This window comes from Mesorhizobium sp. M0904 (genome assembly GCF_040319475.1).
GTDB lineage: Bacteria > Pseudomonadota > Alphaproteobacteria > Rhizobiales > Rhizobiaceae > Mesorhizobium.
The window spans coordinates 1-23,478 of sequence record NZ_JAMYOC010000013.1 but is presented as its reverse complement, the minus strand read 5'-3'; the positions used below and the strand labels follow the sequence as shown (position 1 = coordinate 23,478).

Below are 23,478 nucleotides of genomic sequence, written 5' to 3'. Positions count from 1 at the left end.
AGCAGGCCTTTGTGTGCGCGGTACTCAGAACCTTGCCGCTACGCGAAAGATAGAAGCCAATGGTAAACACCGACTGAAGGTTGGAGTGCGCCCCTCGGACCGGACAGGGTCAAGCCGCAGTTTTGACCATCTGCCGGGCGTGTTGGTCCTCGAACTGTTGCGGGCTGAGATAGCCGAGCGCTGAGTGCAATCGGCGGGTGTTGTAAACCTCATCAATGAAGCGGGGAAGGTCCTCAGCGACGTCGGCGAAGGTTTCGTAGGCCATCGGATAGACGGCTTCGACCTTCATCGTCTTCATGAAGCTTTCCGCTTTCGCATTATCGTAGGGATTGCCGCGCCGGCCCATCGATCCAATAAGATCGTGCTCGGCGAGAACGTTGCGGTAGAGGAGTGCGGCATATTGCGACCCTCGGTCCGAGTGATGGACGCAGCCCGGCGGGGGTTTTCGTCGTTCGATTGCCGCCTTCAATGCTGCAACGGTCAAGCGCGCGTCGATCGACCGACCGATGGCGTAACCAACGACCTTGCGTGACCAGGCATCCAAAATGACCGCGACGTAGACGAAGCCCGCCGCAATCGTCACGTATGTTATGTCGCTCACCCAGAGCTGGTTCGGGCCGTCGGGTGTCACGTTCTTCGCCAGGTTCGGGAAGATCGGCAACTCGTGATCGCTGTCCGTAGTGGCGATGAAGCGCCGCCTGATCCTGGGCTGCAGATCGTGCTCGCGCATCAACCGTCTGACCTTCTTGTGGTTGACGACGATGCCGCGCTGCCGCAGCGCCGCCTGCATGCGGCGATAGCCGTAAGCTTCGAAGCTGTCGGAGATCTCACCCATCGTCTCGACGAGCGCTGTGTCATCCACGGCGGTTTCGGGCTGATCGTAGTAGGTTGATCGCGCGATCCCCATCAGCCGGCATCCTTCAGCGATGGAGACACCGCCGGGCCGGTGATCACGGATGTAGTCCCGCTTCTCGGACGTGGTGCGCTTTTCAGAGCCCCCTTTAGAAACTCAATTTCCAAGGCTTGCCGGCCTACCAGCCGCTCCAGCGCTGCGATCCGCGCCTCATAGGTCTGCATCGTGTCGGCCGCCGCCACGTCTTCGTCGAAGGAGCCGGCCTCGTATTTCTGAACCCAGATGCGGATCAGGTTACGCGGCAGTTCGTGCCGCTTGGCGAGACCATGCAGCGTCTCGCCGGACAGGAACTCCTGCACTACCTGACGTTTGAACTCGATGCTGTGCGTGCGATAAGTCACCATGGGCTTCCATCCTTCGAAAGCCCGGCTTCCAAGTCAATTCTGCTTGTTCATCCCGTCCGGTCCGAGGGGCGCACTCCAGGTCAGTGGCACTTTGATGGCCTTTGGCTAGGTTCCGGCCCTCGCCAGCCGAGCTCGCGAGGGTGACAGCTTGGTCAATGCAGGCCGAACTCGCGCAGCAATTCCTTCCCTAGCGGCAGCGCACAAACCAGCTTTCGCTGCGCTCGCCCGGCTGAGTAACCATGACCATGGATCGGCAGCCACTCGCTGCTTTCAATCCAGCTCCGCCACGCGGGAAGCTGGCTTTATCGTAGGTTCGGTTGACAGCCGCTCATTGGCTGATGCACCCGGCGTACGGCTGGCCCAGCAATTGCGCAGGGTCGCGATGTTTGTCGAAAGTGAAAAATCGGTCGTGACGCGATCCGAGAATTCGGGGTCTTGCATATTTTTCGTTGCTGCGTCTAATCCAAAGCTTTAATATGAACGGGACTGGCAAGATGGCCAGGCGACACTGCAAGTATGACGAAGGATTCTGTAGATATGGCGACCGGGACCGTGAAGTGGTTCAACAGCACCAAGGGATTTGGATTCATCCAGCCCGACAACGGCGGGCAGGACGTTTTCGTCCACATTTCCGCTGTCGAACGAGCGGGCCTCTCGACCCTAGCTGATGGGCAGAAGATCAACTACGAGATTGAACAGGACCGCCGTACTGGCAAGTCCTCCGCGGGCAATCTCAGCAAGGCTGTCTGATTTCAGCTGACTCCCTCAAGAGCCGGACGGACGCGGCAGGCCGGGATGGCGGGCCGACCGTACGGATACGAGCGATAGCACATGGCTGAGCTCAACCCTTTGGCAACAGATGGCTGCCAGGGGTGCGAGTTGGCTAGCAACCCAGGCTTTTGGACAAGCGTTGGCCCGAATATCCGCACACTTAAGTGGACGGCTGCAGAAGCTCGATCGGGGATCAGGCTGAGACCTTCTTGCGGCTCGGCTTCGTAGGCTCTGGCGCTTCCGGCTCTTGCCGTTTGCGGCCAAGCCCCATCGTCTTGGCTAATGCTGAGCGCGCGGCGGCGTAGTTTGGCGCGACCATCGGATATTCGGCCGGCAGCCCCCATTTAACGCGATACTCATCCGGAGTCAGCCCATAATCGGTAGACAGATGGCGCTTCAGCGACTTGAATTTCTTGCCGTCCTCAAGACAGATGATGTAGTCCGGCGTCACCGACTTCCTGAACCGCCCCGGGTTGATCGGAGGCTCCAACTCCTGAGAAGGTGGAGCCATGACAAGCAAGACGACCAACAAGTTCTCTCCCGAGGTCCGAGCCCGTGCGGTGCGGCTGGTTCTGGATCACGAAGGCGAGCATGCCTCGCGGTGGGCGGCGGTCTCGTCGATCGCCGCCAAGATCGGCTGCACGGCGCAGACGCTGCATGAGTGGGTGAAGAAGGCCGAGCGCGACAGTGGCGTGCGAGCCGGTGTGCCTACGGATGTGGCGACGAAACTCAAGGCTTTGGAACGCGAGAACCGCGAGCTTCGCCAGGCCAATGAGATCCTTCGCAAGGCTTCCGCGTATTTTGCCCAGGCGGAGCTCGACCGCCGGTTCAAGCCATGATCGCGTTCATCGACGATCACCGCGAGGCGCATGGGGTGGAGCCGATCTGCAAGGTGCTGCCGATCGCCCCGTCGACCTACCACGACCATGTCGCCAAGCGCATCGATCCCTCCCGGCTGTCGGCTCGGGCGAAGCGGGATGAGGCTTTGAAGGATGAGGTCCGACGCGTGTTCGAGGCTAACTTCCGCGTCTATGGCGTTCGCAAGATCTGGCGGCAGTTGCAACGCGAGGGCTTCGATGTCGCCCGCTGCACGGTTGCCCGCCTGATGAAGGCCATGGGCCTCGAAGGCATCATCCGCGGCAAGCCGATCCGCACCACGGTGAGCGACAAGGCGGCACCATGCCCTCTCGATCACGTCAATCGCCAGTTCCACGCCCCGGCGCCGAACATGCTGTGGGTCTCCGACTTCACCTACGTCGCGACCTGGACGGGCTTCGTCTATGTCGCCTTTGTCATCGACACCTATGCGCGAAGGCGTCGGCTGGCAGGTGAGCCGCACGGCGCATGCCAGCTTCGTTCTGGACGCTCTGGAACAGGCTCTCCATGATCGGCGGCCCGTGCAGGGAGGCGGGCTCATCCATCACAGCGATAGAGGCAGCCAATACGTCTCTATCAGATACACCGAGCGCCTGGCGGAGGCCGGCGTCGAACCTTCGGTGGGCAGTGTCGGCGACTCTTACGACAATGCTCTCGCCGAAACGATCAACGGTCTTTACAAGGCCGAGGTGATCCATCGACGCGGACCCTGGCGCTCATTCGAGGCCGTCGAGTTCGCCACGCTCGAATGGGTCGACTGGTTCAACAATCGCCGGCTGCTGGAGCCCATCGGCAACATCCCGCCGGCCGAAGCCGAGGAACGCTACTACGCCATGTTGGATGAGCCAGCCATAGCCGCGTGACTCAAACGAAACGGCCTCCGGAAAACCCGGGGCGGTTCATCCTGATCGGACCGCCGGCTTGAGAGTCTCCGTCAATTCGGCGGGAACGTTGCCCAATGTTGCTTTGAGTGATGCGTGTACTTGGCCGATAAGGGCAGATAGCTCGCTCACCGGGACAGGATTGTTGGACACATAGGCTGAGACGACATCAGCGGTGAGCCCGACAAGGGCGCCGATGTTGCTGTCAGCTTCTTCTGTCATAAAAAACTCTCCGGGTGGGCCGAAAGACAGTCGACGAAGTGTTGCTTCGTAGTGGCGGTTGTCGCTGAAAGCAACAAAGCGGGCATTGCGGCGGTGCGGCTGCGGCGTTTGCGGGTTGGCCGGAACCGGCAGAGGGAGAGGATGAAGGGGCCGCCGTGACGGGTCGAGGGCTGGGAGAGAGGCTTCCGGCGCCCGTCGCGGAGAAAGTCCAATGACTGAGTTGCAAGTTCTAGCTCCCACCGCGAATCCCCGGAGTGGCTTTAAGGTGGATGTCAGCCGGGGGCAACGCGTTGGTCGCGTTTCCTCGGAGTGGTTTAACCGACCGGCCGACGAGCGGTTCCTGTCCCTCACCGACCTTGGGAATTCGGTGAAGAGCCGGTCGGAGCGCAGCAAGACCCGCATCGTCGAAAGTGAGCTGATCCGCGTCGAGGCAAGCCGCGACGATCCGGAGCGGCTGAGGCTAATGTTGCCCGATGCGCCTGGCCCTGTTGCCCCTACGCATTGGAGTTTTGGCCAACTCGCCTCCTTGGTCAGCGCACCGGCCACCTATTTGCGGCAGCTTCCAGCCCCGCTCGCGGCGATAAACCTTCAGCACGGTCTCCTCAACCACCGCGTCGAACAGGTGAAGACGCTGGAAATCGAGAACGGACGCATTGAGTTGCGGGCGGTAACAGGCCCTGATTACGGCAGGATATTTGACTCAGAACTGGTGGACGCCGTGCAGAAGATCGCCGGCAACGGTACCGGCGACACCCGCTGGAAAGTGCCCGGTGTGCTCGACTGGTCGACAGGCATCTACAATCCGCACGTCGACATCTCCCGGGACACCACGACGCTCTACGCGTCAGATCGCGATGTCTTTGTGTTCCTCGTCGACGATCTGAACCCGATCGAGGCCGGCCGATTGCCAAATGGGGAACCGGATCTTTATTTTCGCGGCTTCTACTGCTGGAATTCGGAAGTCGGAGCCCGCACCCTCGGGATCGCCAGCTTCTATCTTCGCGCAGTGTGTCAGAATCGAAATCTGTGGGGCGTGGAAGATTTCGAGGAAATCACCATCCGCCATTCAAAATACGCAGCCTCCCGTTTCGCCCTCGAAGCCGAGCCGGCGCTGATCCAGTTTGCCGATTCCTCGCCCATGCCGTTCGTCAACGGCATCAAGACGGCGCGGCAACGGATCGTTGCCAGAGACGACGAAGATCGCCAGGGTTTCCTGCGCAAGCGGGGCTTCTCCAAGTCCGAGACCACGAAGATCATCGATACTGTCCTCATGGAGGAAGGCAGACCACCGGAATCGATCTTTGATTTCGTGCAGGGCATCACGCGGGTCGCGCGCGACAAGCCCCATCAGGATGTTCGTCTGGAGATGGAGGGCAAAGCCAAGAAGCTGCTCGATCTTGCTAACTGATTCCGCTGCAGCGGGCGGCGAAAACTCTCGTCGCCGGCCTCGCCTCCGGGCCGTCTTCATCAAACCCAGCGCGGTCCTCCGAAGGAAGAGGACGGCGCTTTAAACTGGTAACGCCAACATGCTGGCGGCCCCTCGGGCGGCTCGGCCGCGTCGAGATCCGCGGGCAGGGCCGGGTCCGCGCGGGGCCTAGAGGCAGAGGGGGGAGGGGAGGGTTGTGACGGGCCTGGAGGTTCGGGGAAAGGCCCCGGGCCGCCCGTCATGGAGAACCTGACCATGGCAAAGAACGCCATTCAGAAGATCGCGATGAACGCCGCGGAGAACATTGCCTATGACAAGCTGATGCTATCGCAGAAGAATGTTCGCCGCATCAAGGACGGCGTGTCGATCGAGCAGCTGGCTGAGGACATCGGACGGCGAAAGCTGATCCAGAGCCTGAACGTCCGTCCCGTGCTCGACGGCGAGGGCGAGGAGACCGGCACGTTCGAGGTGCCCGCCGGCGGCCGGCGTTATCTCGCGCTCGGCATCCTCATCAAGCAAAAGCGCCTGGCCAAGAACGAGCCAATTCCCTGCATCGTCAACCGCGGGCAGGAGACCTCGGCCGAGGAGGATTCGCTTGCCGAAAACCTGCGGCGCGCCGACCTGCATCCGCTCGACCAGTTCCGGGCCTTCAAGACGCTCAGCGATCAGGGCCTCGATCCGGAAGAGATTGGCGCCCGCTTCTTCGTATCGCCTGCGACGGTGAGGCAGCGCCTGCGGCTGGCATCGGTGTCACTGAGGCTTCTCGAGCTCTACGAGAAGGACGAAATCCGGCTCGAGCAAATCATGGCGTTTTCGATCTCGGACGATCACGCGCGCCAGGAACAGGTCTGGGAGCGGATTTCCAGCTCGCACATGCAGGAACCCTAGTACATCAGGCGCCTGCTGACGGAGACCACGGTCCGGGCCGATGATCGACGGGCCGTCTATGTCGGGGCCGAAGCCTATGAAGCAGCTGGCGGCGTCATCCTTCGCGACCTATTCGAGCAGGATTCCGGTGGCTGGTTCCAGGATGCCGCACTTCTCGAGCAGCTTGTCTTCGATAGGCTGAAGGTGGATGCCGAGGCGATCCGCGCCGAAGGGTGGAAATGGGTCGAGGCGGCGATCAGCTTTCCCTACGGCCATACCTCCGGCATGCGGCGCATCTATGCCGAAGCGCAGGAACTGAGCGCCGAGGAGATCGAACGCTACGACGCGCTGAAGGCCAGATACGACAAGCTGGATGCGGACTATGCCCAGGCCGAGGATGCCGACGAAGCAATCGAGGCGAAGCTCGACCAACTGGGTGCCGAGCTCGATGCGATCGATGATCGTCCTCAAAGCTACGATCCCGCCCAGAAGGCCATTGCCGGTGTGTTCGTTACGCTTTCCGCGAACGGCAAGCTCCAGGTCGACGCCGGTTTCGTGCGGTCCGAGGACGAGCCGCGGACCGAAATCGGCGAGGTCGATGAGGGGGAGGAAGGGGGCGCCGACGGCGGAACCCGATCCAATGGCGACGACGATGGCGACGGTGTTGTCGTCAACGGCAAGCCGGTGAACGACACCTCTGGCGACGACGGCGAGGACGATGGCATCAAGCCACTGCCCGATCGGCTCGTCTTCGACCTGACCGCGCAGCGGACGCTGGCACTGCGCAACGCGCTCGCAGCTGACGTCGACATCGCCTTCGTCGCCGCACTCCATGCCTTCGTCCTGCAGGTCTTTTATCCCTTCGCGCCGGACACGTGCCTGGAGATCAGCCTGAAGAGCGGCAGCTTCAGCCAGGTCGATGGCCTTGCCGAGACGCCGTGGGCCAAGGAGATCGCCGAGCGCCACGAAGCGTGGGACCGCGATCTTCCCGATGAGGCGGAAAACCTGTGGGACTTCCTTCTCGGCCTCGACGAAGCAAGCCGCAAGGCGCTGTTCGCGCACTGCGTCTCGCTGACACTCAACGCGGTGGTCGAAGCCTGGAATAGGCGACCGAAGGCGCTCGATCATGCAGACGTGCTTGGCCGCTGGCTCCAGTTCGACATGGTCGACGCCGGCTGGACGCCTACGGTCGAGTTCCTCGGGCGGCTCACCAAGGCGCGGATTCTACAGGCTGTCCGCGAAGCTCGTGGCGCAGACTCCGCGCAGCTGATCGACCACATGAAGAAGGACATCATGGCCCGTGAAGCCGCCCGTCTTCTCGAAGGATCGAACTGGCTGCCCGAGCCGCTGCGCCTTGAGGTCGATGAGGCTACCGATGCTGGCGACGCGGTCGCCAGCGACATGTCGGACCAGGCGGCTCTCGACGGCGATGCCACCGAGCTGCCGGCCTTCCTCGCCGATGATACGAATCCGTCCTCCGATGAACCGGTGACCATCGACGGCGACGAGGCGGACCACCTCCAGGCCGCTGAATAATCGGCCTCACACTCGCACCGGGCCCGGCACTCCGCCCGGGCCCAATGCAGTTCCAACTCACTCTCAAGCCCGGGATCGCCGTAGCGCGCCCGGGCGCTTTCGTTTCATGGAGATCGACATGTTCGACTGGAACAGAAGCTGCTCCTATGACGAGCAGCAGAAAAGACGTTTTCACACGACAGCCCGTTCACGGCTGAAGAAACTCGCCGCCGAACTTGCCCTGCCGCAGGGAAGTTTTGACCTGCGCTCAAACAAGGCGGGCATAGCCGTTTCCGGTGAAATTACCCTGCACCATGACCGCGCCTACATCCAGGTCGGCCAGTTCGGCTTATCCTCAGGTCACGGCATCCTGATCCGCACCTGCAAGGGCCGCAAGGACTATACCGGCGGGGCCAACCACTTCGTTGCGCTCGGCATGCTCGACGACATCCCGGCGCTCGCCGCCGCCGTCCGTGCCATCACCGGTGTTGGTCGAGACACTTCGCGTTCCTACGAACGACGCGCCGCCTGAACCCCTGCAAACCCCATCATCGCCGATGGACGCGCCGGCCGCAGGCTCGGCCCGTCGCCAGCCACAACACACCAGGCAGTTGCCATGGCGCGGCGATGCCGCGCGTGGCCGACCTGCGTTCAGGAGAACCCCATGACCGCACATCCACCGTTCAGGAAGGTGCTCGACGGCGTCGCCACCCGCGAGCAGATGTTCCAACTGTTCAGCCGTCACAAAGACACTCCCGGCATCGATCCGCTTTCCGGCACTCCCTATTCAGCCGAGTGGTTCGAGATCACCGCGTCAGAATATCACTTCATGCTCGATTTGCTGCCGCCGCTCTTCATGCGCACCGGCATGTCCGGAATGTCTGAGTATAAGGCCGGCAACGTCACCAGCGTATTCTTCGCGATCCGGATCCGCGGGCGCGAGCGCTGGTTTCACGGGTTCTGCGATCTCACGGATCGGCAGTCGCCAGACAAGATGCGCGCCGCTATCATCGCCCACGAGACCCGCGCGAGCGACAGCATGACGCGCGAGGAAAAACTCGAGGCGATCTGGAACATAATCCCTGTCGAGCTCAGGGGGACCGCTCGCAACGCAGACCCCGAGACCGGGTGGGCCGAGCATCAAGGCAAACGCACGATTCTCGTTAACGCCGGAAGGCGTGATGCTGCCTTCAGGCTGCTCGATGATCTGTCGGAGCTCGAAATCGAGGAGTTCCTGTCCAAAGTCCGATTGCGTCGGAGCTGACGAAGGAAGACGACGATGGGCATCTATAAGAACCGCGCCTCGGCGGTGAAGCGTCTCCATCACGGTGACCGACTTTCGCTCAATGGATGCACCCGCGTACGGCCCATCCTCAAGTTGTTGAGACATGCGAGACCGTATGGCCAACTGCCCCGACGATGCAAACATCCGGCCTCAGCAAAACTTGGGGTCAGTGCCCACCACGCGGGAGGTACCAGGCATTGCGTAAAGCGCCGATGGACAGGCTGGCCGGGCCGGCGATCGTCGTCCTGGCCTGAGTCGCGAGCGGCAGCGTGTTCCAGTCCTCCAACGGAGCGATAAAGCAGGAGAAAGTGCCATTGACCATGCAATGGCTGGTCAACAAGCCTTGCTTATCCAGCACCAGAACGCCTGTCTGATTGCTTGGATACCGGATGGCGGCAACGCGCTGAAATTCCATGTCGCCATCGATGCGCAAATTGAAAAGCAGCACGCCGTGGCTTCTGTGGGCGATTTCCGCGACTTTTTCCGCGAAAGGAACAGAAAGCGCCCGAACGCTGTCGACCGCCATCCCGAAAACAAGCGCGTCCAGCTCATCCGCCGCCATGAGAAGATTAGTTCCCAAGAAAATAAGGATTGCAATCGCTCCAGCCGGATTGTGCACAGTCATCGCACACCCCCGGCTAGACGCCTGAGCATCGCGTGTATCAGGCAGCTCTCTCTCGTTAGGCATGTTTGCCCCCGTCGATTGAGCCGGCTGCCCAAGCCCCATGACACACCGCTTGCTCGTTGCGGGGCTTATCCGATAAAGCACGGCGAAAGCGATATGATACGTCGGGTACTCGCTAACCCAAACTGCGACTTGGCTAGCAAGTCATGCTCACATCAAGGAACAGACTATGAAGCGCCAGATCCGGCCATTCATCGTGGAACTGAAACAGAGGCGCGGCAAGCAGAAGCCAAGCCATTCGATCTGGGGCGATCTCGACCTGTCCAAGATTGCCACGGAGATGACGCAGCCGGGCTATGCTGCTCCGCTCCCAAATTCAGAGGTTATTGACTTCAGTATGAGACCCCTTGATGCTGAAGAAGGGGATAAACCACAAGCGGAGTATATGATGGCCGATTTTCAGGACGCTCAGACTGTTCAGACAGTAGCGCCAGCCAAAGTGGAAGTGCCTGAATCGAAGAAGAAAGTTCCGCGAGCAAAGAAAGCGAAGGCAGAACTCGTCAAGCCGGTCCGCAAGAACGGAGCGAAACCTGCGCCCCAGGCCGCGGAAGCTCCGGTGGCAGCGAAGACCGCCCGCAAGACATATTCCGAGAATGAACGCGCCCAGAAACTTGCCCAGATCGAGAAATCGATCGCTGGCGGTGCGACCAGCAAGATTGCGGTCGGCCAGGCCGGCATATCGGAGCAGACCTACTATTATTGGAAGAGGGCTGCCGCACCTTCTTCAGACAGCGGCGATCTCCGTGATCTTGTCGCGCTCGAAGAAGAAAACAAGCGCCTCAAGAGCCTGCTTGCCGACCGTCTGCGCAAGGAAAATGCCGAGCTCAAGAAGAAGCTGGGCCTGGCCTAAGACATACTGAGCCTCGTTGGAAATTCCGCCGACGCTCAAGGCGGTAGCGGCGGCATATCGCCTTCGCCGACGCGCCACACCCAGGAGCCGATCTCGGGACGCGCGGCGATCATTTCGTTTAGCGACGCTTCGTAGTTCTCGTCCGCTCCGGCCGGAACGACAAAGAGCGCTGTCGGCTCGTCCCTGTTCTGAAGCAACGCATTGGCGATCGGCTGGTCGGGTTGCAGGTCAAAGCGCAATCCCTTCACGCTCTTCTCGCGAAGACGAGCCAGCCCATCGACGAGCCTTTTCTCCGGGACCGTCTCATAAGGAATCCAGTTCTCGGACACCACCATCAACGCGATCTCCTCGACGATGGCGAGGCCGGCCGGGTTCAGTCCGAACGTCGCGATCGTCATGAGATGTGAGCTGGAATCCGCTCCCCACAGCGACAGTTCATTTTCGAAACGTACCTGCAAACGCCGATGCAATGCATCGTCGATGATAAAGGGAAAGCCGGGCAAATGTCTGATGACAAGTTTTTGACCGGAGCGGGCGGGCACGATCTCCTTCACCTCGCCGACCAGGACGAGCAACTTTCGGGGGCCGGATTTCGGCGGGAGCGCTGTGCCGAGAACCGCGTTGCGGCGATGTTCGATCGCTTGCCTGTTCTCGGCGCGAAACGGCTCGGGCACGAACAGGATATCCGCGAGCGCTCCGCCCCTCACCGTCATTTGCCCGGCAGCCTCGAGAAGGTGCCAGCGGACATTCCACCAATGTCGCTTGCCGGCCCATCGGGATGTCCAGACCGTCAATTCGGCCTCGTGCCAGAGATAGTGGAGGAGGCCACGCAGCGACATCCTCCTGGGATCGGCGGTTACGCTGGCGGAACTTTGCCCCGCAGGCACGGATGCTGCCCGGCTCCCTGTCTTCGACAGGCTGAAGTCCAATTTGAGGGCCGCCATGCCGCTTTGCGGATCGAGCTGTATCGCGCTGCCCATCAGCGCGCCCAGCCCGGACAGTTCGTAAGGTGATTCATAGGAATCGCAGGACAGATCATGCCCGCCGCCGCTGAGCGGCATGCGCTTGATCAGATGAAGGTCGCCGATGCGGGCGATGTACATCGGGCAGCCCGGCTCGCGGCACAGGCATAGCGGACGCTCGGTGCGGGCATATGCGTTCGCCAGAGCCGCCTGCAGGTCAGGCGCTCCGTCCTCGTAGACCGCACTGCCAATTCTGAACCGTCGCATCACCTCCGCAGCTCCAGGTCGCCGCCGCATCCCTGTGCGCGCATTCAAGTCATGGGTTTGCGCTGAGTGCAACCCCTTTGGTGCATCGGCGCTGGAGGCAGAGGGGAGCCGGGAGGAGTGCGGCTCGGCTGGCGCGGAGAGAGTGCCGGCGCGGGCGCCACTCCCCTCTCGCGAAGGACATTTCCATGAACATTGTTTCGACCACCTCAACCGTCGCACGTACGGCCGGTTCCCTCGCCGCGCTGACGCCGGCCTCCATCGACACCGCCCAGGCAATCTATCAAGCGGCAACGCTGCTTTTGCCTTTCCTGGAACAGGGCAAGCCTGTCACCACCGCCGCACTGCGTACCGCCATGACGACAAGTTTTGGCGGCAGCGATGCGCAAGGGTTCTGGGTCTGGAAGGACGCCTATGAGGCGCTCGAAGTTGCCCAGGTGCTGTTCTTGCGCCGGTTCGGCCCGGCGATCCTGTCCCGGTCCACCACGCCGCAGGCAACGCTGGCGATGATCAAGCGCATCGTTGACCTTCTTCCCACCCATACGCGACGGTCGGACGAGAGCCAGGCCATGCAGCAACTGTCGACGCCCTTGCCGCTGGCCTTCGTCACGGCGCACGCCGCGGCGATCGCATCTTGCGACCTCGTTCTCGAACCCTCGGCCGGCACCGGTCTGCTCGCCGTCCATGCCGAGATGGCGCGCGCCTCGATCGCCCTCAACGAGCTTGCCGCGACGCGGGCCGATCTCCTCGGCCTGCTGTTTCCCGGGGTCCCAGTCTCGCGGCACGACGCCGCCCATATCGACGATCATCTCGACGCGGCCATGGAGCCGTCCGTCGTGCTGATGAATCCACCCTTCAGCGTCGGCGCCTATGTCGACGGCCATGTCGCCGATGCGGCATGGCGGCACCTTTCTTCCGCATTCGCACGGCTGCGTCCGCGCGGGCGCCTGGTCGCCATCACCGGCACCGGGCTGTCTCCGGAAAATCCCAAGTGGCGGCCCGCCTTCGAACGCCTGCAGCAGCAGGGCACCGTCATTTTCACCGCAGCGATCGACGGCTGTGTCTACGCGCGCCATGGGACGACGGCCGAGACCCGCCTGACAATCATCGACAAGGTACCGGCCGCCGACCCGACCGGCTTCATCCCATCCTCCGGCAAGGCCACGGATGTCGAAACGCTGCTCTCCTGGATCACGGATCTGCCGCCCCGCACACCGGGCGGCTTTCCGAACTCGATCGGTGCATTGGCCAACGTCATCGTGCGCAATGCCGCCATGCACATGGGTGCCCGATCTGGAGCGAGAGCCGCACCCCTGGGTGTCTCAACGGCTGCTCCGAAGGCCATCCAATCGGTCCGCCCGATTGCGCGGGCGAAGCCCGCCCGCCAGGTCATGGCAAACAGCACGCCGGCTGTCCCCCTCACCTATGAACTGCGCGACTGGATGCCAGAAGAGGGCGGCCGGCTCACCGATACGATCTACGAACCATATGCGCTCCAGTCGATCGACATTCCCCGCGCAAAGCCGCATCCAACGCCGCTCGTGCAGTCGGCCGCAATGGCCGCCGTCGCGCCGCCAAAACCTTCCTATCGGCCGCTTCTTCCTGATGCGATCATCGACGAGGGCCTGCTGTCGGACGCCCAGCTCGAAAGCGTCATCTATGCCGGCGAAGCCCATTGTGGCCATCTCACCGGCGCCTGGACGGTTGACGGGACCTGCGATGTCGTCTCGGCCGCGTCAGAAGGTGCTGCGAACGCTGTCCGCTTCCGCCGTGGATGGTTTTTGGGTGACGGAACCGGCTGCGGCAAGGGACGGCAAGTCGCAGCCATCATCCTCGACAATTGGCTGCAGGGTCGCCGCCGTGCGATCTGGATCTCCAAGTCGGACAAATTGCTTGAAGACGCCCAGCGCGATTGGGCAGCCCTTGGCCAGGAAAAACTCCTCGTGCAGCCACTCTCGCGCTATCGGCAGGGCACGCCGATCCGCCTTGCCGAGGGCATCCTGTTCACGACCTACGCAACCCTGCGCTCGCAGGAACGGGAGGACAAGAAATCCCGGATCGCCCAGATCCTCGACTGGGTTGGACAAGACACGGGAAGGGCCGAAAGCCTGACGGGGATTAAAGAAAGCCAGACAGGGATTGGAGAAAACCCGTCGGGGGTGAAAAAATCTTTTGATGGCGTCATCGTCTTTGACGAGGCCCACGCCATGGCCAATGCCGCTGGCGGCAAAAGCGAGCGCGGCGACGTCGCGCCCTCGCAGCAGGGCAAGGCGGGACTGCGGCTGCAGCACGCGCTGCCCGACGCCCGCGTTGTCTACGTCTCCGCGACCGGTGCGACCGCCGTCGAGAACCTCGCCTATGCCCAACGTCTCGGCATCTGGGGCAGCGAGGATTTTCCATTCGCCAACCGCGCCGAATTCGTCGCCGCGATCGAGGACGGCGGTGTCGCGGCGATGGAAGTGCTCGCCCGCGATCTCAAGTCGCTCGGCCTCTATGCGGCGCGTTCGCTTTCCTATGACGGTGTCGAATACGACCTTCTCGAGCACGCGCTGACCGACGAACAGATCCGCATTTACAACGCCTATGCGGACGCCTTCCAGGTCATCCACAACAACCTGACCGCCGCACTCGATGCGGCCAACATTACCAGTGAGTCCGGCACGCTGAACCGCAGCGCAAAATCGGCGGCGCGCTCAGCCTTCGAGAGCACCAAGCAACGCTTCTTCAGCCATCTCATCACCTCGATGATGACGCCGACGCTCATCGGCGCGATCGAGCAGGACCTCGCCGACGGGCATGCGGCAGTCGTGCAGATCGTCTCGACCGGCGAAGCGCTGATGGAACGGCGGCTTGCCGAGATCCCAACAGAGGAATGGTCGGATCTGCATGTCGACGTGACGCCGCGCGAGTACGTCGGCGGGTATTTGATGCACTCCTTCCCCACCCAGCTGTTTGAAGAATATTCGGACGCTGAAGGCAATGTCTATTCGCGGCCCGTTCACGACGAAGATGGCAACCCGGTCCAGTGCCGCGAGGCGGTTCGCCGGCGCGACGAGATGATCGAAAAACTTGCATCGCTGCCGCCGGTCGCCAGCGCGCTCGACCAGATCATCCATCATTTCGGCATAGACACCGTCGCCGAGGTGACCGGCCGCTCGCGGCGCATCGTGAAGAAAACCGGCCGCGACGGCATCGACCGGCTGGCCGTGGAAAACCGGCCGGCCTCGGCCAACCTCGCCGAAACCCAGAGTTTTATGGATGACGATAAGCGCGTACTGATCTTTTCCGACGCCGGCGGCACCGGCCGCTCCTATCACGCCGATCTCGGGGTCAGGAACCAGAGGCTGCGCAAACACTATCTGCTCGAGGCCGGCTGGCGCGCCGACAACGCCATCCAGGGTCTCGGACGGACCCACCGCACAAATCAGAAGCAACCGCCGTTGTTCCGGCCGATGGCCGCCAACGTGAAAGCCGGCAAGCGCTTCCTGTCGACCATCGCACGACGGCTCGACACGCTGGGCGCGATCACGCGTGGCCAGCGCCAGACCGGTGGGGCGGGGCTGTTCCGTGCCGAGGACAATCTGGAAAGCCCCTATGCACGGGCCGCACTTCGCCAATTCTATATGCTGCTGCACCAAGGCAAGATCGAGGGCTGCTCGCTCGCGACCTTCGAGACCGTGACCGGGCTGTCTTTGACGACGGACGAGGGCGGGTTGCGCGACGAGCTGCCGCCGATCACGACCTGGCTCAATCGCCTGCTGGCGCTGCGCATCGAGACCCAGACCCTGCTGTTCGAGGTGTTCGAGCAGTTGATGGCGGGAAGAATAGAAGGCGCCATAGCCGCCGGCAATTATGACAAGGGTCTGGAGACGATCACGGCGGAGAGCATCGTCGTCACCGATCGTAGGACCGTCTATACCCATCCAGTCTCCGGCGCGCAGTCACATGTGCTCACCGTCGCGCGCAAGGACCGTATCCGGCCGCTCGGCCTCGTCGACGCGCTGGCCATCGTCCGGGCGGAGCCCCAATCGGTTCTGTTGGTGAACACACGGTCGAGCCGCGCGGCGATCCGGCTGCCGACGGCGAGCCTGATGCTCGACGACGGAACCGTCGAGCATCGCGCGCGCCTGCTGCGGCCGACGGACGAGCTGCGCTTCGGCCTCGACGCACTTGCCGAAACACTCTGGCAGCCCGCCGACCGGAAATTGTTCTGCGAGCTGTGGGACTCGGAAGTCGCCGCCGTCCCGGAGTTCACCACCAGCACCTTTCACATCGTGACGGGTTTGCTATTGCCGATCTGGCGTCGGCTGCCAGACCATGATTGTCAGGTCTACCGGATCCAGACCGATGCCGGCGAACGCATCATCGGCCGTCACATCGCGCCGACGCTTGTCGCGACCATGTTCCGCAATCTCGGGCTCGATGATGTACCCAAGTTCGCGCCGGAAGATGCCTGGACCGGGCTTGTCGACGGTCGGATTGGGCTGCAACTCGCCGATGGCCTGATTCTGCGCCGCAGTCGGGTCATGAACGACCACCGTATCGAGCTGATCGGCTTTACCGACGCTTTTGTTCCCCGGCTGAAGGCGCTAGGCCTGATCTCCGAGATCATTTCCTGGAAGCTCCGGCTGTTCATCCCGACGAGCGAGCAAGGACCGTCCATCCTCGCCGGGCTCCTCGACCGCCACGCACTGGTCGGCGTCACCGACCGCGCGGCAGCGGCGTGAGGGGAGACGATCATGACCGTCTCGCCCTCCGAGCTGGCACGCCGCCTTGGCGAACATGCCGAGGCGGTGTGCCGCGAATATCTCTCCAACGGCCGTCGCTCCGGCAATTACTGGATGGTCGGCGATGTCCGCAACACGCGCGGCCGTTCCATGCATGTGCGGCTCAAGGCGGTTGGCAGCAAGGCAGCCGGAAAATGGACCGACGAGTCGTCGGGGGAATATGGCGACCTGCTCGACGTCATCGAGCAGAGCTGTGGCCTGGTCGACTTCCGCGAGGTCGCGGATGAAGCACGTCGCTTCCTCTCCATGCCGCTGCCACCGCCCCAGCCCCCGCCCCAGCCCCTTGGCGCGCAGCGCCAACTTGCCGCGGCACGCGGCTCTCCCGACGCCGCGCGTCGCCTGTTCGCCATGTCGCAGCCGATCGCTGGCACGCTGGCCGAACGATACCTCGCTGGCCGCGGCATTCTGCTCTCCGCGCATGAGCGCGCGCTACGTTTCCATCCCGGCTGCTACTACAGGGATCTCGTATCGGGCGAGACGCAGGCGCTTCCTGCCCTGATCGCCGCAGTGACGAGCCTTGATGGTCAGATTACAGGCCTGCAGCGCACTTGGCTCGATCCTTCTGGGGACGGCAAGGCGCAACTCGCGGATCCACGCCGCTCACTGGGTCATCTCTTTGGCAACGCCATCTGGCTTGGCCTTGAGCCTGGTGCGCCCGTCCCGGTCATGGCCGCCGGCGAGGGCCTCGAGACGATGGCGTCGCTCAGGACTGTGATGCCGGTGCTGCCGGTGGCCGCCGCCACCTCGGCCAATCACCTTGCCGGCCTGAGGCTTCCGCCAAGCTGCCGCCGCCTCTACGTCGCAGCCGATGCCGACGCCGCCGGTCGGCACGGCATCGAACGTCTCAGCCAACGCGCAGGCGAGGCCGGGATCCTCGCCCTGGTGTTGCGGCCGCAGCTCGGCGACTTCAACGACGATCTGCGCCATCTCGGCCCGGCCCATCTCGCGGCATGGCTCAGCGATCAGCTCGTCCCGGAGGATGTCCGTCTCTTCCTGCCGCCCGGATGAACGCTTCGGGCCGGCAGGCGGGCAGGGGCGGCGTCGCCGGATAGCCTGCAGGGCGTGGCGGCGGTCCACCGCAGAGGCCGCGCCCGCGGCCTGCCCGAGAGGCGACCCCTGCCACCCCACGGCCACGGCCGCAACGGCTGCGCCGTCCTCCGCTCGCGCTCCGGCCTTCGGGGCGACCGCGCCCGCGGCGCGGCCGGGATGCGCTGTCAGGCCGCGATAGGCGCGGCCACAACCGATGGAGACACGCCATGACCTACGAGCCTGCTTTCGACGACGCCTACGAGCCCTACCACGCCTCCTCGCCGACCGACCGCGTCATCCTCGAACTGCAGATGTACGGCCATCGCCCGCATCAGGACGAACCTGACCCTCGGCCGCTTCCCGACGACGAGGTGATCCGGGCCGGCCTCGCCGGGATCGTAGAAACCTTCGCCGGCATGCTCGGGGACACCAGGCTCGAACCCGATCTCGACGACCTGCTCTGGTCGTTCGCAAACGTCTTCCACCGCGCCGCCGAGCGCGTCGCCCGCAGCCTCGACCGCAATGAGGAGGCGCAGCGTTCGAGTCAGCAGGAACAGGACGGTTCCGAGGTGAAGTCGGTCGAGCTGGAACGGCTGACCGCGGAAGGCATCACCTACATCGAGCGCCGCAACGTGCTCGAAATCATGCGCGATGAGGCCGCCGACCTCTACGAGGCGCAGACCGGATCGGCATGGCGGCCGCGCACCGGCTCCAAGGTCACCCACCAGGCGATGACAGCGGCGGTGATCGACTCCAGAGACTTCCTCGCCGCCCGCCGCCACGCCGAAACCGAGGTGCTCGTTCCGGCCGGCACCAAGATCGCCTTCGCCGGCGGCCTCGACTGCAACGATCACGACCGGATCTGGGACGCGCTCGACAAGGTCCGCGAAAAGCATCCCGACATGGTCCTGCTCCACGGCGGCAGCCCGCGCGGCGCCGAGCGCATCGCCGCTTGCTGGGCCGAGAACCGCAAGGTCACCCAGATCGCCTTCAAGCCGGACTGGAACCGATACGCCAAGGCGGCTCCGTTCCGCCGCAACGACCAGCTCCTCTCGGTCATGCCCTACGGCCTGATCGTCTTTCCCGGCTCCGGCATCACCGATAACCTCGCCGACAAGGCCCGCAGGCTCGGCATCCCCGTCTGGCGGTTCGCGGAGGGCGGCGCGTGAGCGCCGTTTTCTTGCAAATCCAGAAAATCCAGATAATATGGAGGCTGATCAAGGAGTCCAGACATGCGCCAGTTCACGACGGGGGATCTCAACAAGCAGGTTGGCGACGTCACCGACGTTGCCAGCCGCGAACCCGTTATTCTCACCAAGCACCGGAAACCCCGGTTCGTGCTGATGAGTTACGAGCACTACGAACGGATGCGCATCGGCGGCGATCCCCGCCGCGCATACCATGTCTCCGAGATGCCGGAGGAACACACGGAACTCTTCGCCGCCGAGATCGACCGATTGGCGCGCGGGGAAGGATACGATGATGAGCGGTAGATATCTGCCTGGTCAGGTGATCTCTTACCCGTATCTTTGGTCATGGCAACACGAACGCGGCGAAACGGAAGGCCGTGTCATAGCTGTCCGTGGCGCAAGAGATGGCCTGACCCATCTCGCGCTCCTGGCGATAACCACCCAGCCACCGACCAGCGATCGGGTCGGTTTGGAAGTCTCCGCTATCGAGTGCCGCCGCGCCGGTCTGACCGATCTCAAACGCTGCTGGATCGTGGTTGACGAATACAACTACGATATTGCCAAACGCTCCTGGTACATCGAATCCGGCGGTAAGCCCCTCGGTCGTTTCAGCAAGGCATTCATGATGAAGATCGCAGGCGCCTTTATCGAAGCGCGCAGCGAGGGCCGCCGCGTCAGCCGTCTGGATTGACGTCCTCTTTCGCGGCCATGCGCTCGATCCAGGACGTGAGCCTCTGGCTGGCCCGACAAAGACCACTAGCTCCAGGCGCGAAGCGCCACTAGCCAGATGCGCGTAGCGCCTCCGGCAGCTGCAGGATCCGGGCGCGCCGGCCTGCGGCCGGCCGGGCTCTCGTCGCGGCGTCCCGCCGCTTCCCGAGCCGGCTTTGCCGTCTCGGCCTTCGGGTGACGATCCCTCGCGCAGGGCGAGCGGGAGAGGGCGGCCGGCGCGGGGCGGGGGACGCGGGAGAGAAGGGAAAGTCACCCGGTCGATGATATTCATAGGTGGATCACGCGAGATATTCGAGCTGCCGGAACCTGCCATCGCTCGCATCGGCGCAATCGTTGCTGCCGAGCACGGCGTGCTGGTCGGCGACGCGTCGGGAGCCGATGCCGAGGCGCAGGGCCTGCTCGCGGGCTACAAGTACGAGCATGTCGGGGTCTTCCATGCCGGCAAGGAACCCCACAACAATCTGGGCGACTGGGCCGCCTACCATGTCCCGTCACCTGGAGGCACTCATGGATCTTGGAACGACGCCGCCAAGGACCGGGAGATGGCGCGGCGCGCCGACTTTGGCATGATGGTCTGGGACCGCGCATCACCCGGTACGGCCGTCAACGTGCTTCGGCTCGCCATCGCGAACAAGCCGTGCGTCATTTACGATCTGGCCAGGGGCCGGATGGCGACGACGTACAATGTAGAGGACTGGTGCGCCATGCTCGGCCATGCCGGTTCGGACATTCGCCGCCAAGCCGAAGCCCGCATGATGCCGGAGGAGCGTCTAACGTTGCCAGGATGATGGATGCGGTCCTGCCGACAGCCCGACGGGTTCAATCCGATATGTTGATCCGGCTCCTCGCCGCCTAATCCACTTGTATGAGCGGACGGAGCCGGCCCCTTTCGAAACCGGTCCACGCGCAGAGCCGCGGGGCGTTGTGCGGATGATCATCTTGACCCGTCTCGCCTCTGAAGCGGGTGCAAGCGTGCCGAACAACATCCTGGCTTGCCGGGTCATCCAACCTGACTGCGCGGTATCGTCCCCGAGGGGCGTGAAGGCCGCTGCCAGCCGGCCCCGATCTCGAAACTGCTATGCCGCCATACCGAACACGCAAGGCGGTCACGCGCCGGGCTGCTGTTCGATGTGTTGGCAATGCCGACGATATGACCCGAGAGGCTGCAGCATGTTCCTGCGATCCGGCAGCGTTGCGTCGGCGATCTAGCGATGGTGGCCTGAGTTCTTTTCCTTCGGTCGCATCCGGGGCCATTCCCGTTTCATGTCGCCTTTGTAGACGACCGCCTGCTTTGTGCGGTCAACCCCCGTTGGGGGTACACTCGGCGAATATTCAGGAAAATTCGATTTCTGTTTTTGTCTGCGGGCAGGCGAAGGACCTGCCCGCAATTTTTCGGCAAATAGAATTTTCCAGAATTTTCGCCGAGATGACCGCAGCAGGACGGCCCTCTCCTTTGGCGCCATCGGGAATGGTCCCGATGCAACCGAAGGAGAACTACCATGGCCACCACGATCGCAAACCTCACCACCAAGGCCGACGGCTCGATGGAAGGCGTCTTTGCAACGCTCCGGGTCAATGCCCCGATCACCCTTATCCCGAACACCAACAAGTCGCGCGAGGACGCCCCCGACTACCGGATCGTCAACAAGCGCACGGGCTTCGAGATCGGAGCCGGCTGGCACCGCATCTCCCAGCGTTCGGGCGAGGAATACCTCTCGGTCAAGCTGGAGGCCCCCGAGATCGGCGTCATCTTCGGCAATCTCGCTCCCGCCCCGGGTGGCGAGGAAAACAAGAAGGTCATCCTCTGGAACAACCCCCAGTGAGGCATCGGTGGCCGCCCCCGCAACGGGCCGGCTCCCCACCGGCAAAACGAGCTTGCAATGAGCCGCTACACCATCACTGTCACTGGCACCGTCACCGGACAGGGCCGCTCGGACCCAGACGCTGTCATCGGCTACGATCCACCACTTCGGACCTACTTCCTGCAGGCGTTCCCGCACGAAGAAACCGATGAGCCCGGTCTTTGGCTCGGCACCCACGATCGCGCGTTCGAAACGCTTGAGGATCTTCGCCGCGCAGCCATCTCACAAGGCTACGACTTCATGCCGCTGTCGCCCAAACTGGCCGCAAAGCTGGTCGACGACAAAGCGGCAGCCAGCGGGCGTCCGGTGCGAGACACAATCCTCGGCCAGGTGCTGAAACACCTCAACCAACCCAAGTAGGCAATCACGTCTCGGGGCCCGCGACGGAGTGTTCCGTTGAGGGCCCTTTTTTTGCGCGTCGCAAAAGAGCCACGAACATCACCCGCTACAGTATGCGACAGCACTCCAAACCGCCGATTATTCCTTCGGCAGTTTGTGTTTATAAATGCGGATATAGTCCTGGACAGCCTTTCGCAGCAGTTCGGTCATGCTGTGCCCGTTGCTGATCGCCAGCAACTTGAACTGCCGCTGCTCCACGGCCGTCAGATAGTAGCCGCAGCGGATCATCTCCTCCTCGCGGATCTTCTTTCCGGCAATGGGGTCCTTTTTCTGACCCTGCCGCAGCAGCTTGCGGAAATCGGGCCCGACTGCCGGGGACGGCTTTGTCGGCTCCTGCATCTGTGGCGCAGCTTGCTCCTTGATCCCTGACGGCTCGGCCTTCGGTGGGATGAACATGCTCGGCAGCGCGGGCGGCTGCGTAGAGATCGCCTTCATCATGCGGGCTTTCTTGTCGTCACCGGGTTTCGGTGCGGTTTCTTCACTCATGCCGCGTTCCTTGTGGCTTCGATGAAGGTTTGCAGAAGGTCGTCAAAGACCCCTTCGCTCTCGGCAATCGCCTTCGCGTCAGGCACCTCGGGGCTGTAAAGGGTCTGCCCGGTCTGAAGGTCGCGGTAGGCAACGCGATTATGCAGGACGTGTTCTGCAATGGGCGTGCCATTGGCCTGGATGATGGCACGCAGTTCGGTCAGGGCTCGTGCTCTGCCATCGATGATGGTCTGCTTGGTCAGCACGAATATCGCAGGCAGCGGTCTACCCCGGCTCTCGACCGCCAGCGGAATATAGTGGTCGGTGATCTGGATGGCGGCGGTCACATCGTCGAGGGCAAAATAGACCGGCACGACGACAATATCGGCGGCGAAGAGCCCGGCCATGAGGTTATCGTTTGTGGTGCCTTCCGTATCGATCAAGACGACCGAGCGTTCACCGTTGTGAGTGGCTGCGGCGCGGAGGATTTCCTGCGGGGTCATCGCGCTCACCATCTGGAGCCTGTCAGGACGATTGCCAGCTTCGCCCAGCATCTGGAACCAGCGGTTCATGTTCTGCCGCCGGTCGCCGTCGATAAGAGTGACCGAATAGCCCCTATGCAGCGCGACGGATGCGAGGGTGCGCAGCATCGTCGATTTGCCAGTGCCGCCCTTCGGGATCGCGGCGGAGATGATCATGGGGCCTCCTTCCGGTGTTGTTTTCTTGTTTCCATGTTAACATGGAAACAAGTCATCATGGATACATGAAACAAAATCACGGTCGAAACATGGGGACATAGTCAACGGGGAAGACTGGTTTGGCAACCCAGGCGCGCATAGATAAGGGCTCGCTAAAGGTGCAGTTTTTGCGCAGCTGCTATCTTCAGGAAAGAAGGGGTCCGTGGCCCATCGACTGCGCATTTCCGACTACCGCATCAGAGGGTTGATGTTTCCATGTTAACATGGAAACAAGTTCTCATCGCATCATAGACACATGGGATCAAATCACGATGGGAACACTTCGATCGCACCCCTGCCGCCGACAACTGCGCTGGTGAGAAAACGCGCGCGAGGAAGACTGGTTTGGCAACCCAGGCGCGCATAGATAAGGGCTCGCTAAAGGTGCAGTTTTTGCGCAGCTGCTATCTTCAGGAAAG

The 23,478-nt window shown here is 62.7% G+C and carries 21 protein-coding genes, 2 pseudogenes and 1 other annotated feature; of the genes and pseudogenes, 15 read left to right on the top strand and 8 right to left on the bottom strand.

Annotated features, from left to right (window positions below; translation table 11 throughout):
- Positions 1–109: 109 nt before the first annotated feature.
- Positions 110–928 (bottom strand): IS3 family transposase, encoded by an 819-nt coding sequence (locus NKH80_RS15345; protein ID WP_352948465.1) that lies wholly within the window; start codon positions 926–928, stop codon positions 110–112.
- A complete protein-coding gene (locus NKH80_RS15340) occupies positions 907–1,257 on the bottom strand; it encodes a transposase (RefSeq protein ID WP_023680086.1) in 351 nt (116 codons plus the stop codon). Before NKH80_RS15340 ends, NKH80_RS15345 begins: the two co-directional genes overlap by 22 nt.
- Before the next feature lie 537 nt (positions 1,258–1,794).
- On the opposite strand from NKH80_RS15340, the gene NKH80_RS15335 reads away from it, so the two are divergent.
- Positions 1,795–2,007 carry a cold-shock protein gene (locus tag NKH80_RS15335; protein WP_352992235.1) on the top strand — a complete coding sequence of 71 codons (213 nt, stop codon included), beginning with the start codon at positions 1,795–1,797 and terminating at the stop codon, positions 2,005–2,007.
- A 214-nt stretch (positions 2,008–2,221) separates the two neighbouring features.
- Here NKH80_RS15335 and NKH80_RS15330 read toward each other — a convergent pair whose 3' ends face one another.
- Positions 2,222–2,539, bottom strand: coding sequence for a Ros/MucR family transcriptional regulator (locus NKH80_RS15330; RefSeq protein WP_352992473.1), 318 nt, complete (start codon positions 2,537–2,539; stop codon positions 2,222–2,224).
- Here NKH80_RS15330 and NKH80_RS15325 point away from each other — a divergent pair.
- A pseudogene (locus tag NKH80_RS15325) lies at positions 2,538–3,767 on the top strand (IS3 family transposase). The gene NKH80_RS15330 and the pseudogene NKH80_RS15325 overlap by 2 nt on opposite strands.
- Positions 2,822–2,938 (top strand) — a sequence feature (AL1L pseudoknot). (Overlaps the previous pseudogene by 117 nt.)
- Positions 3,768–3,803: 36 nt before the next feature.
- Here NKH80_RS15325 and NKH80_RS15320 read toward each other — a convergent pair.
- The gene (locus NKH80_RS15320; RefSeq protein WP_502900956.1) at positions 3,804–4,007 is read right to left on the bottom strand and encodes a MucR family transcriptional regulator; all 204 of its coding nucleotides are present in this window, start codon (positions 4,005–4,007) and stop codon (positions 3,804–3,806) included.
- A 211-nt stretch (positions 4,008–4,218) separates the two neighbouring features.
- Between NKH80_RS15320 and NKH80_RS15315 the strand changes: the two genes are divergently transcribed.
- The 4 genes and pseudogenes from NKH80_RS15315 (at position 4,219) to NKH80_RS15300 (ending at position 9,079) form a co-directional block, all read left to right on the top strand.
- On the top strand, positions 4,219–5,415 hold the full coding sequence (locus NKH80_RS15315; RefSeq protein WP_352992233.1) for a DUF932 domain-containing protein: 1,197 nt from the start codon (positions 4,219–4,221) through the stop codon (positions 5,413–5,415).
- A gap of 273 nt (positions 5,416–5,688) precedes the next feature.
- Positions 5,689–7,836: pseudogene (locus tag NKH80_RS15310) on the top strand (ParB/RepB/Spo0J family partition protein).
- Between the two features lie 118 nt (positions 7,837–7,954).
- Entirely contained in the window at positions 7,955–8,347 is a 393-nt protein-coding gene (locus tag NKH80_RS15305; protein WP_352992231.1) for a hypothetical protein, read from the top strand.
- 132 nt (positions 8,348–8,479) lie between these two features.
- Positions 8,480–9,079: a DUF1419 domain-containing protein gene (locus NKH80_RS15300; protein ID WP_352992229.1), complete on the top strand. Its 600-nt coding sequence runs from the start codon at positions 8,480–8,482 to the stop codon at positions 9,077–9,079.
- Positions 9,080–9,266: 187 nt separating this feature from the next.
- On the opposite strand, the gene NKH80_RS15295 is transcribed toward NKH80_RS15300, so the two are convergent.
- Positions 9,267–9,725, bottom strand: a complete 459-nt coding sequence (locus NKH80_RS15295) for a hypothetical protein (protein WP_352992227.1) — start codon at positions 9,723–9,725, stop codon at positions 9,267–9,269.
- 229 nt (positions 9,726–9,954) lie between these two features.
- On the opposite strand from NKH80_RS15295, the gene NKH80_RS15290 reads away from it, so the two are divergent.
- Positions 9,955–10,635 carry a transposase gene (locus NKH80_RS15290; RefSeq protein WP_352992225.1) on the top strand — a complete coding sequence of 227 codons (681 nt, stop codon included), beginning with the start codon at positions 9,955–9,957 and terminating at the stop codon, positions 10,633–10,635.
- Between the two features lie 35 nt (positions 10,636–10,670).
- Here the strand turns inward: NKH80_RS15290 and NKH80_RS15285 are convergent, their stop codons facing one another.
- A complete protein-coding gene (locus NKH80_RS15285; RefSeq protein ID WP_352992223.1) occupies positions 10,671–11,864 on the bottom strand; it encodes a DUF1173 domain-containing protein in 1,194 nt (397 codons plus the stop codon).
- A gap of 185 nt (positions 11,865–12,049) precedes the next feature.
- Between NKH80_RS15285 and NKH80_RS15280 the strand changes: the two genes are divergently transcribed.
- The 8 genes from NKH80_RS15280 to NKH80_RS15245 all read left to right on the top strand — a co-directional run bounded on the left by NKH80_RS15280 (position 12,050) and on the right by NKH80_RS15245 (position 21,818).
- Positions 12,050–16,588: a strawberry notch-like NTP hydrolase domain-containing protein gene (locus tag NKH80_RS15280; protein ID WP_352992221.1), complete on the top strand. Its 4,539-nt coding sequence runs from the start codon at positions 12,050–12,052 to the stop codon at positions 16,586–16,588.
- Between the two features lie 12 nt (positions 16,589–16,600).
- Positions 16,601–17,656, top strand: coding sequence for a DUF7146 domain-containing protein (locus tag NKH80_RS15275; protein ID WP_352992219.1), 1,056 nt, complete (start codon positions 16,601–16,603; stop codon positions 17,654–17,656).
- A 248-nt stretch (positions 17,657–17,904) separates the two neighbouring features.
- On the top strand, positions 17,905–18,846 hold the full coding sequence (locus tag NKH80_RS15270) for a DUF2493 domain-containing protein (protein ID WP_352992217.1): 942 nt from the start codon (positions 17,905–17,907) through the stop codon (positions 18,844–18,846).
- Between the two features lie 63 nt (positions 18,847–18,909).
- Positions 18,910–19,170, top strand: a complete 261-nt coding sequence (locus NKH80_RS15265; protein ID WP_057143280.1) for a type II toxin-antitoxin system prevent-host-death family antitoxin — start codon at positions 18,910–18,912, stop codon at positions 19,168–19,170.
- The gene (locus tag NKH80_RS15260; protein ID WP_352992471.1) at positions 19,160–19,558 is read left to right on the top strand and encodes a hypothetical protein; all 399 of its coding nucleotides are present in this window, start codon (positions 19,160–19,162) and stop codon (positions 19,556–19,558) included. The genes NKH80_RS15265 and NKH80_RS15260 overlap by 11 nt, the downstream gene beginning before the upstream one ends.
- Positions 19,559–19,856: 298 nt before the next feature.
- On the top strand, positions 19,857–20,384 hold the full coding sequence (locus NKH80_RS15255) for a hypothetical protein (RefSeq protein ID WP_352992215.1): 528 nt from the start codon (positions 19,857–19,859) through the stop codon (positions 20,382–20,384).
- 711 nt (positions 20,385–21,095) lie between these two features.
- Positions 21,096–21,419: a DUF736 domain-containing protein gene (locus NKH80_RS15250; protein WP_006205585.1), complete on the top strand. Its 324-nt coding sequence runs from the start codon at positions 21,096–21,098 to the stop codon at positions 21,417–21,419.
- A gap of 57 nt (positions 21,420–21,476) precedes the next feature.
- A complete protein-coding gene (locus NKH80_RS15245) occupies positions 21,477–21,818 on the top strand; it encodes a hypothetical protein (RefSeq protein WP_352992213.1) in 342 nt (113 codons plus the stop codon).
- 117 nt (positions 21,819–21,935) lie between these two features.
- Here NKH80_RS15245 and NKH80_RS15240 read toward each other — a convergent pair whose 3' ends face one another.
- Positions 21,936–22,343: a hypothetical protein gene (locus tag NKH80_RS15240; RefSeq protein ID WP_352992211.1), complete on the bottom strand. Its 408-nt coding sequence runs from the start codon at positions 22,341–22,343 to the stop codon at positions 21,936–21,938.
- Complete coding sequence (locus NKH80_RS15235) at positions 22,340–23,020, bottom strand: nucleotide-binding protein (RefSeq protein WP_024927363.1); 681 nt, start codon at positions 23,018–23,020, stop codon at positions 22,340–22,342. Before NKH80_RS15235 ends, NKH80_RS15240 begins: the two co-directional genes overlap by 4 nt.
- Between the last annotated feature and the right edge of the window lie 458 nt (positions 23,021–23,478).

Coding starts and splice junctions, on each gene's coding strand:
- NKH80_RS15340 (WP_023680086.1), bottom strand. CDS start 1,257: ATGGTGACTTATCGCACGCACAGCATCGAGTTCAAACGTCAGGTAGTG.
- NKH80_RS15335 (WP_352992235.1), top strand. CDS start 1,795: ATGGCGACCGGGACCGTGAAGTGGTTCAACAGCACCAAGGGATTTGGA.
- NKH80_RS15330 (WP_352992473.1), bottom strand. CDS start 2,539: ATGGCTCCACCTTCTCAGGAGTTGGAGCCTCCGATCAACCCGGGGCGG.
- NKH80_RS15320 (WP_502900956.1), bottom strand. CDS start 4,007: ATGACAGAAGAAGCTGACAGCAACATCGGCGCCCTTGTCGGGCTCACC.
- NKH80_RS15315 (WP_352992233.1), top strand. CDS start 4,219: ATGACTGAGTTGCAAGTTCTAGCTCCCACCGCGAATCCCCGGAGTGGC.
- NKH80_RS15305 (WP_352992231.1), top strand. CDS start 7,955: ATGTTCGACTGGAACAGAAGCTGCTCCTATGACGAGCAGCAGAAAAGA.
- NKH80_RS15300 (WP_352992229.1), top strand. CDS start 8,480: ATGACCGCACATCCACCGTTCAGGAAGGTGCTCGACGGCGTCGCCACC.
- NKH80_RS15295 (WP_352992227.1), bottom strand. CDS start 9,725: ATGACTGTGCACAATCCGGCTGGAGCGATTGCAATCCTTATTTTCTTG.
- NKH80_RS15290 (WP_352992225.1), top strand. CDS start 9,955: ATGAAGCGCCAGATCCGGCCATTCATCGTGGAACTGAAACAGAGGCGC.
- NKH80_RS15285 (WP_352992223.1), bottom strand. CDS start 11,864: ATGCGACGGTTCAGAATTGGCAGTGCGGTCTACGAGGACGGAGCGCCT.
- NKH80_RS15280 (WP_352992221.1), top strand. CDS start 12,050: ATGAACATTGTTTCGACCACCTCAACCGTCGCACGTACGGCCGGTTCC.
- NKH80_RS15275 (WP_352992219.1), top strand. CDS start 16,601: ATGACCGTCTCGCCCTCCGAGCTGGCACGCCGCCTTGGCGAACATGCC.
- NKH80_RS15270 (WP_352992217.1), top strand. CDS start 17,905: ATGACCTACGAGCCTGCTTTCGACGACGCCTACGAGCCCTACCACGCC.
- NKH80_RS15265 (WP_057143280.1), top strand. CDS start 18,910: ATGCGCCAGTTCACGACGGGGGATCTCAACAAGCAGGTTGGCGACGTC.
- NKH80_RS15260 (WP_352992471.1), top strand. CDS start 19,160: ATGAGCGGTAGATATCTGCCTGGTCAGGTGATCTCTTACCCGTATCTT.
- NKH80_RS15255 (WP_352992215.1), top strand. CDS start 19,857: ATGATATTCATAGGTGGATCACGCGAGATATTCGAGCTGCCGGAACCT.
- NKH80_RS15250 (WP_006205585.1), top strand. CDS start 21,096: ATGGCCACCACGATCGCAAACCTCACCACCAAGGCCGACGGCTCGATG.
- NKH80_RS15245 (WP_352992213.1), top strand. CDS start 21,477: ATGAGCCGCTACACCATCACTGTCACTGGCACCGTCACCGGACAGGGC.
- NKH80_RS15240 (WP_352992211.1), bottom strand. CDS start 22,343: ATGAGTGAAGAAACCGCACCGAAACCCGGTGACGACAAGAAAGCCCGC.
- NKH80_RS15235 (WP_024927363.1), bottom strand. CDS start 23,020: ATGATCATCTCCGCCGCGATCCCGAAGGGCGGCACTGGCAAATCGACG.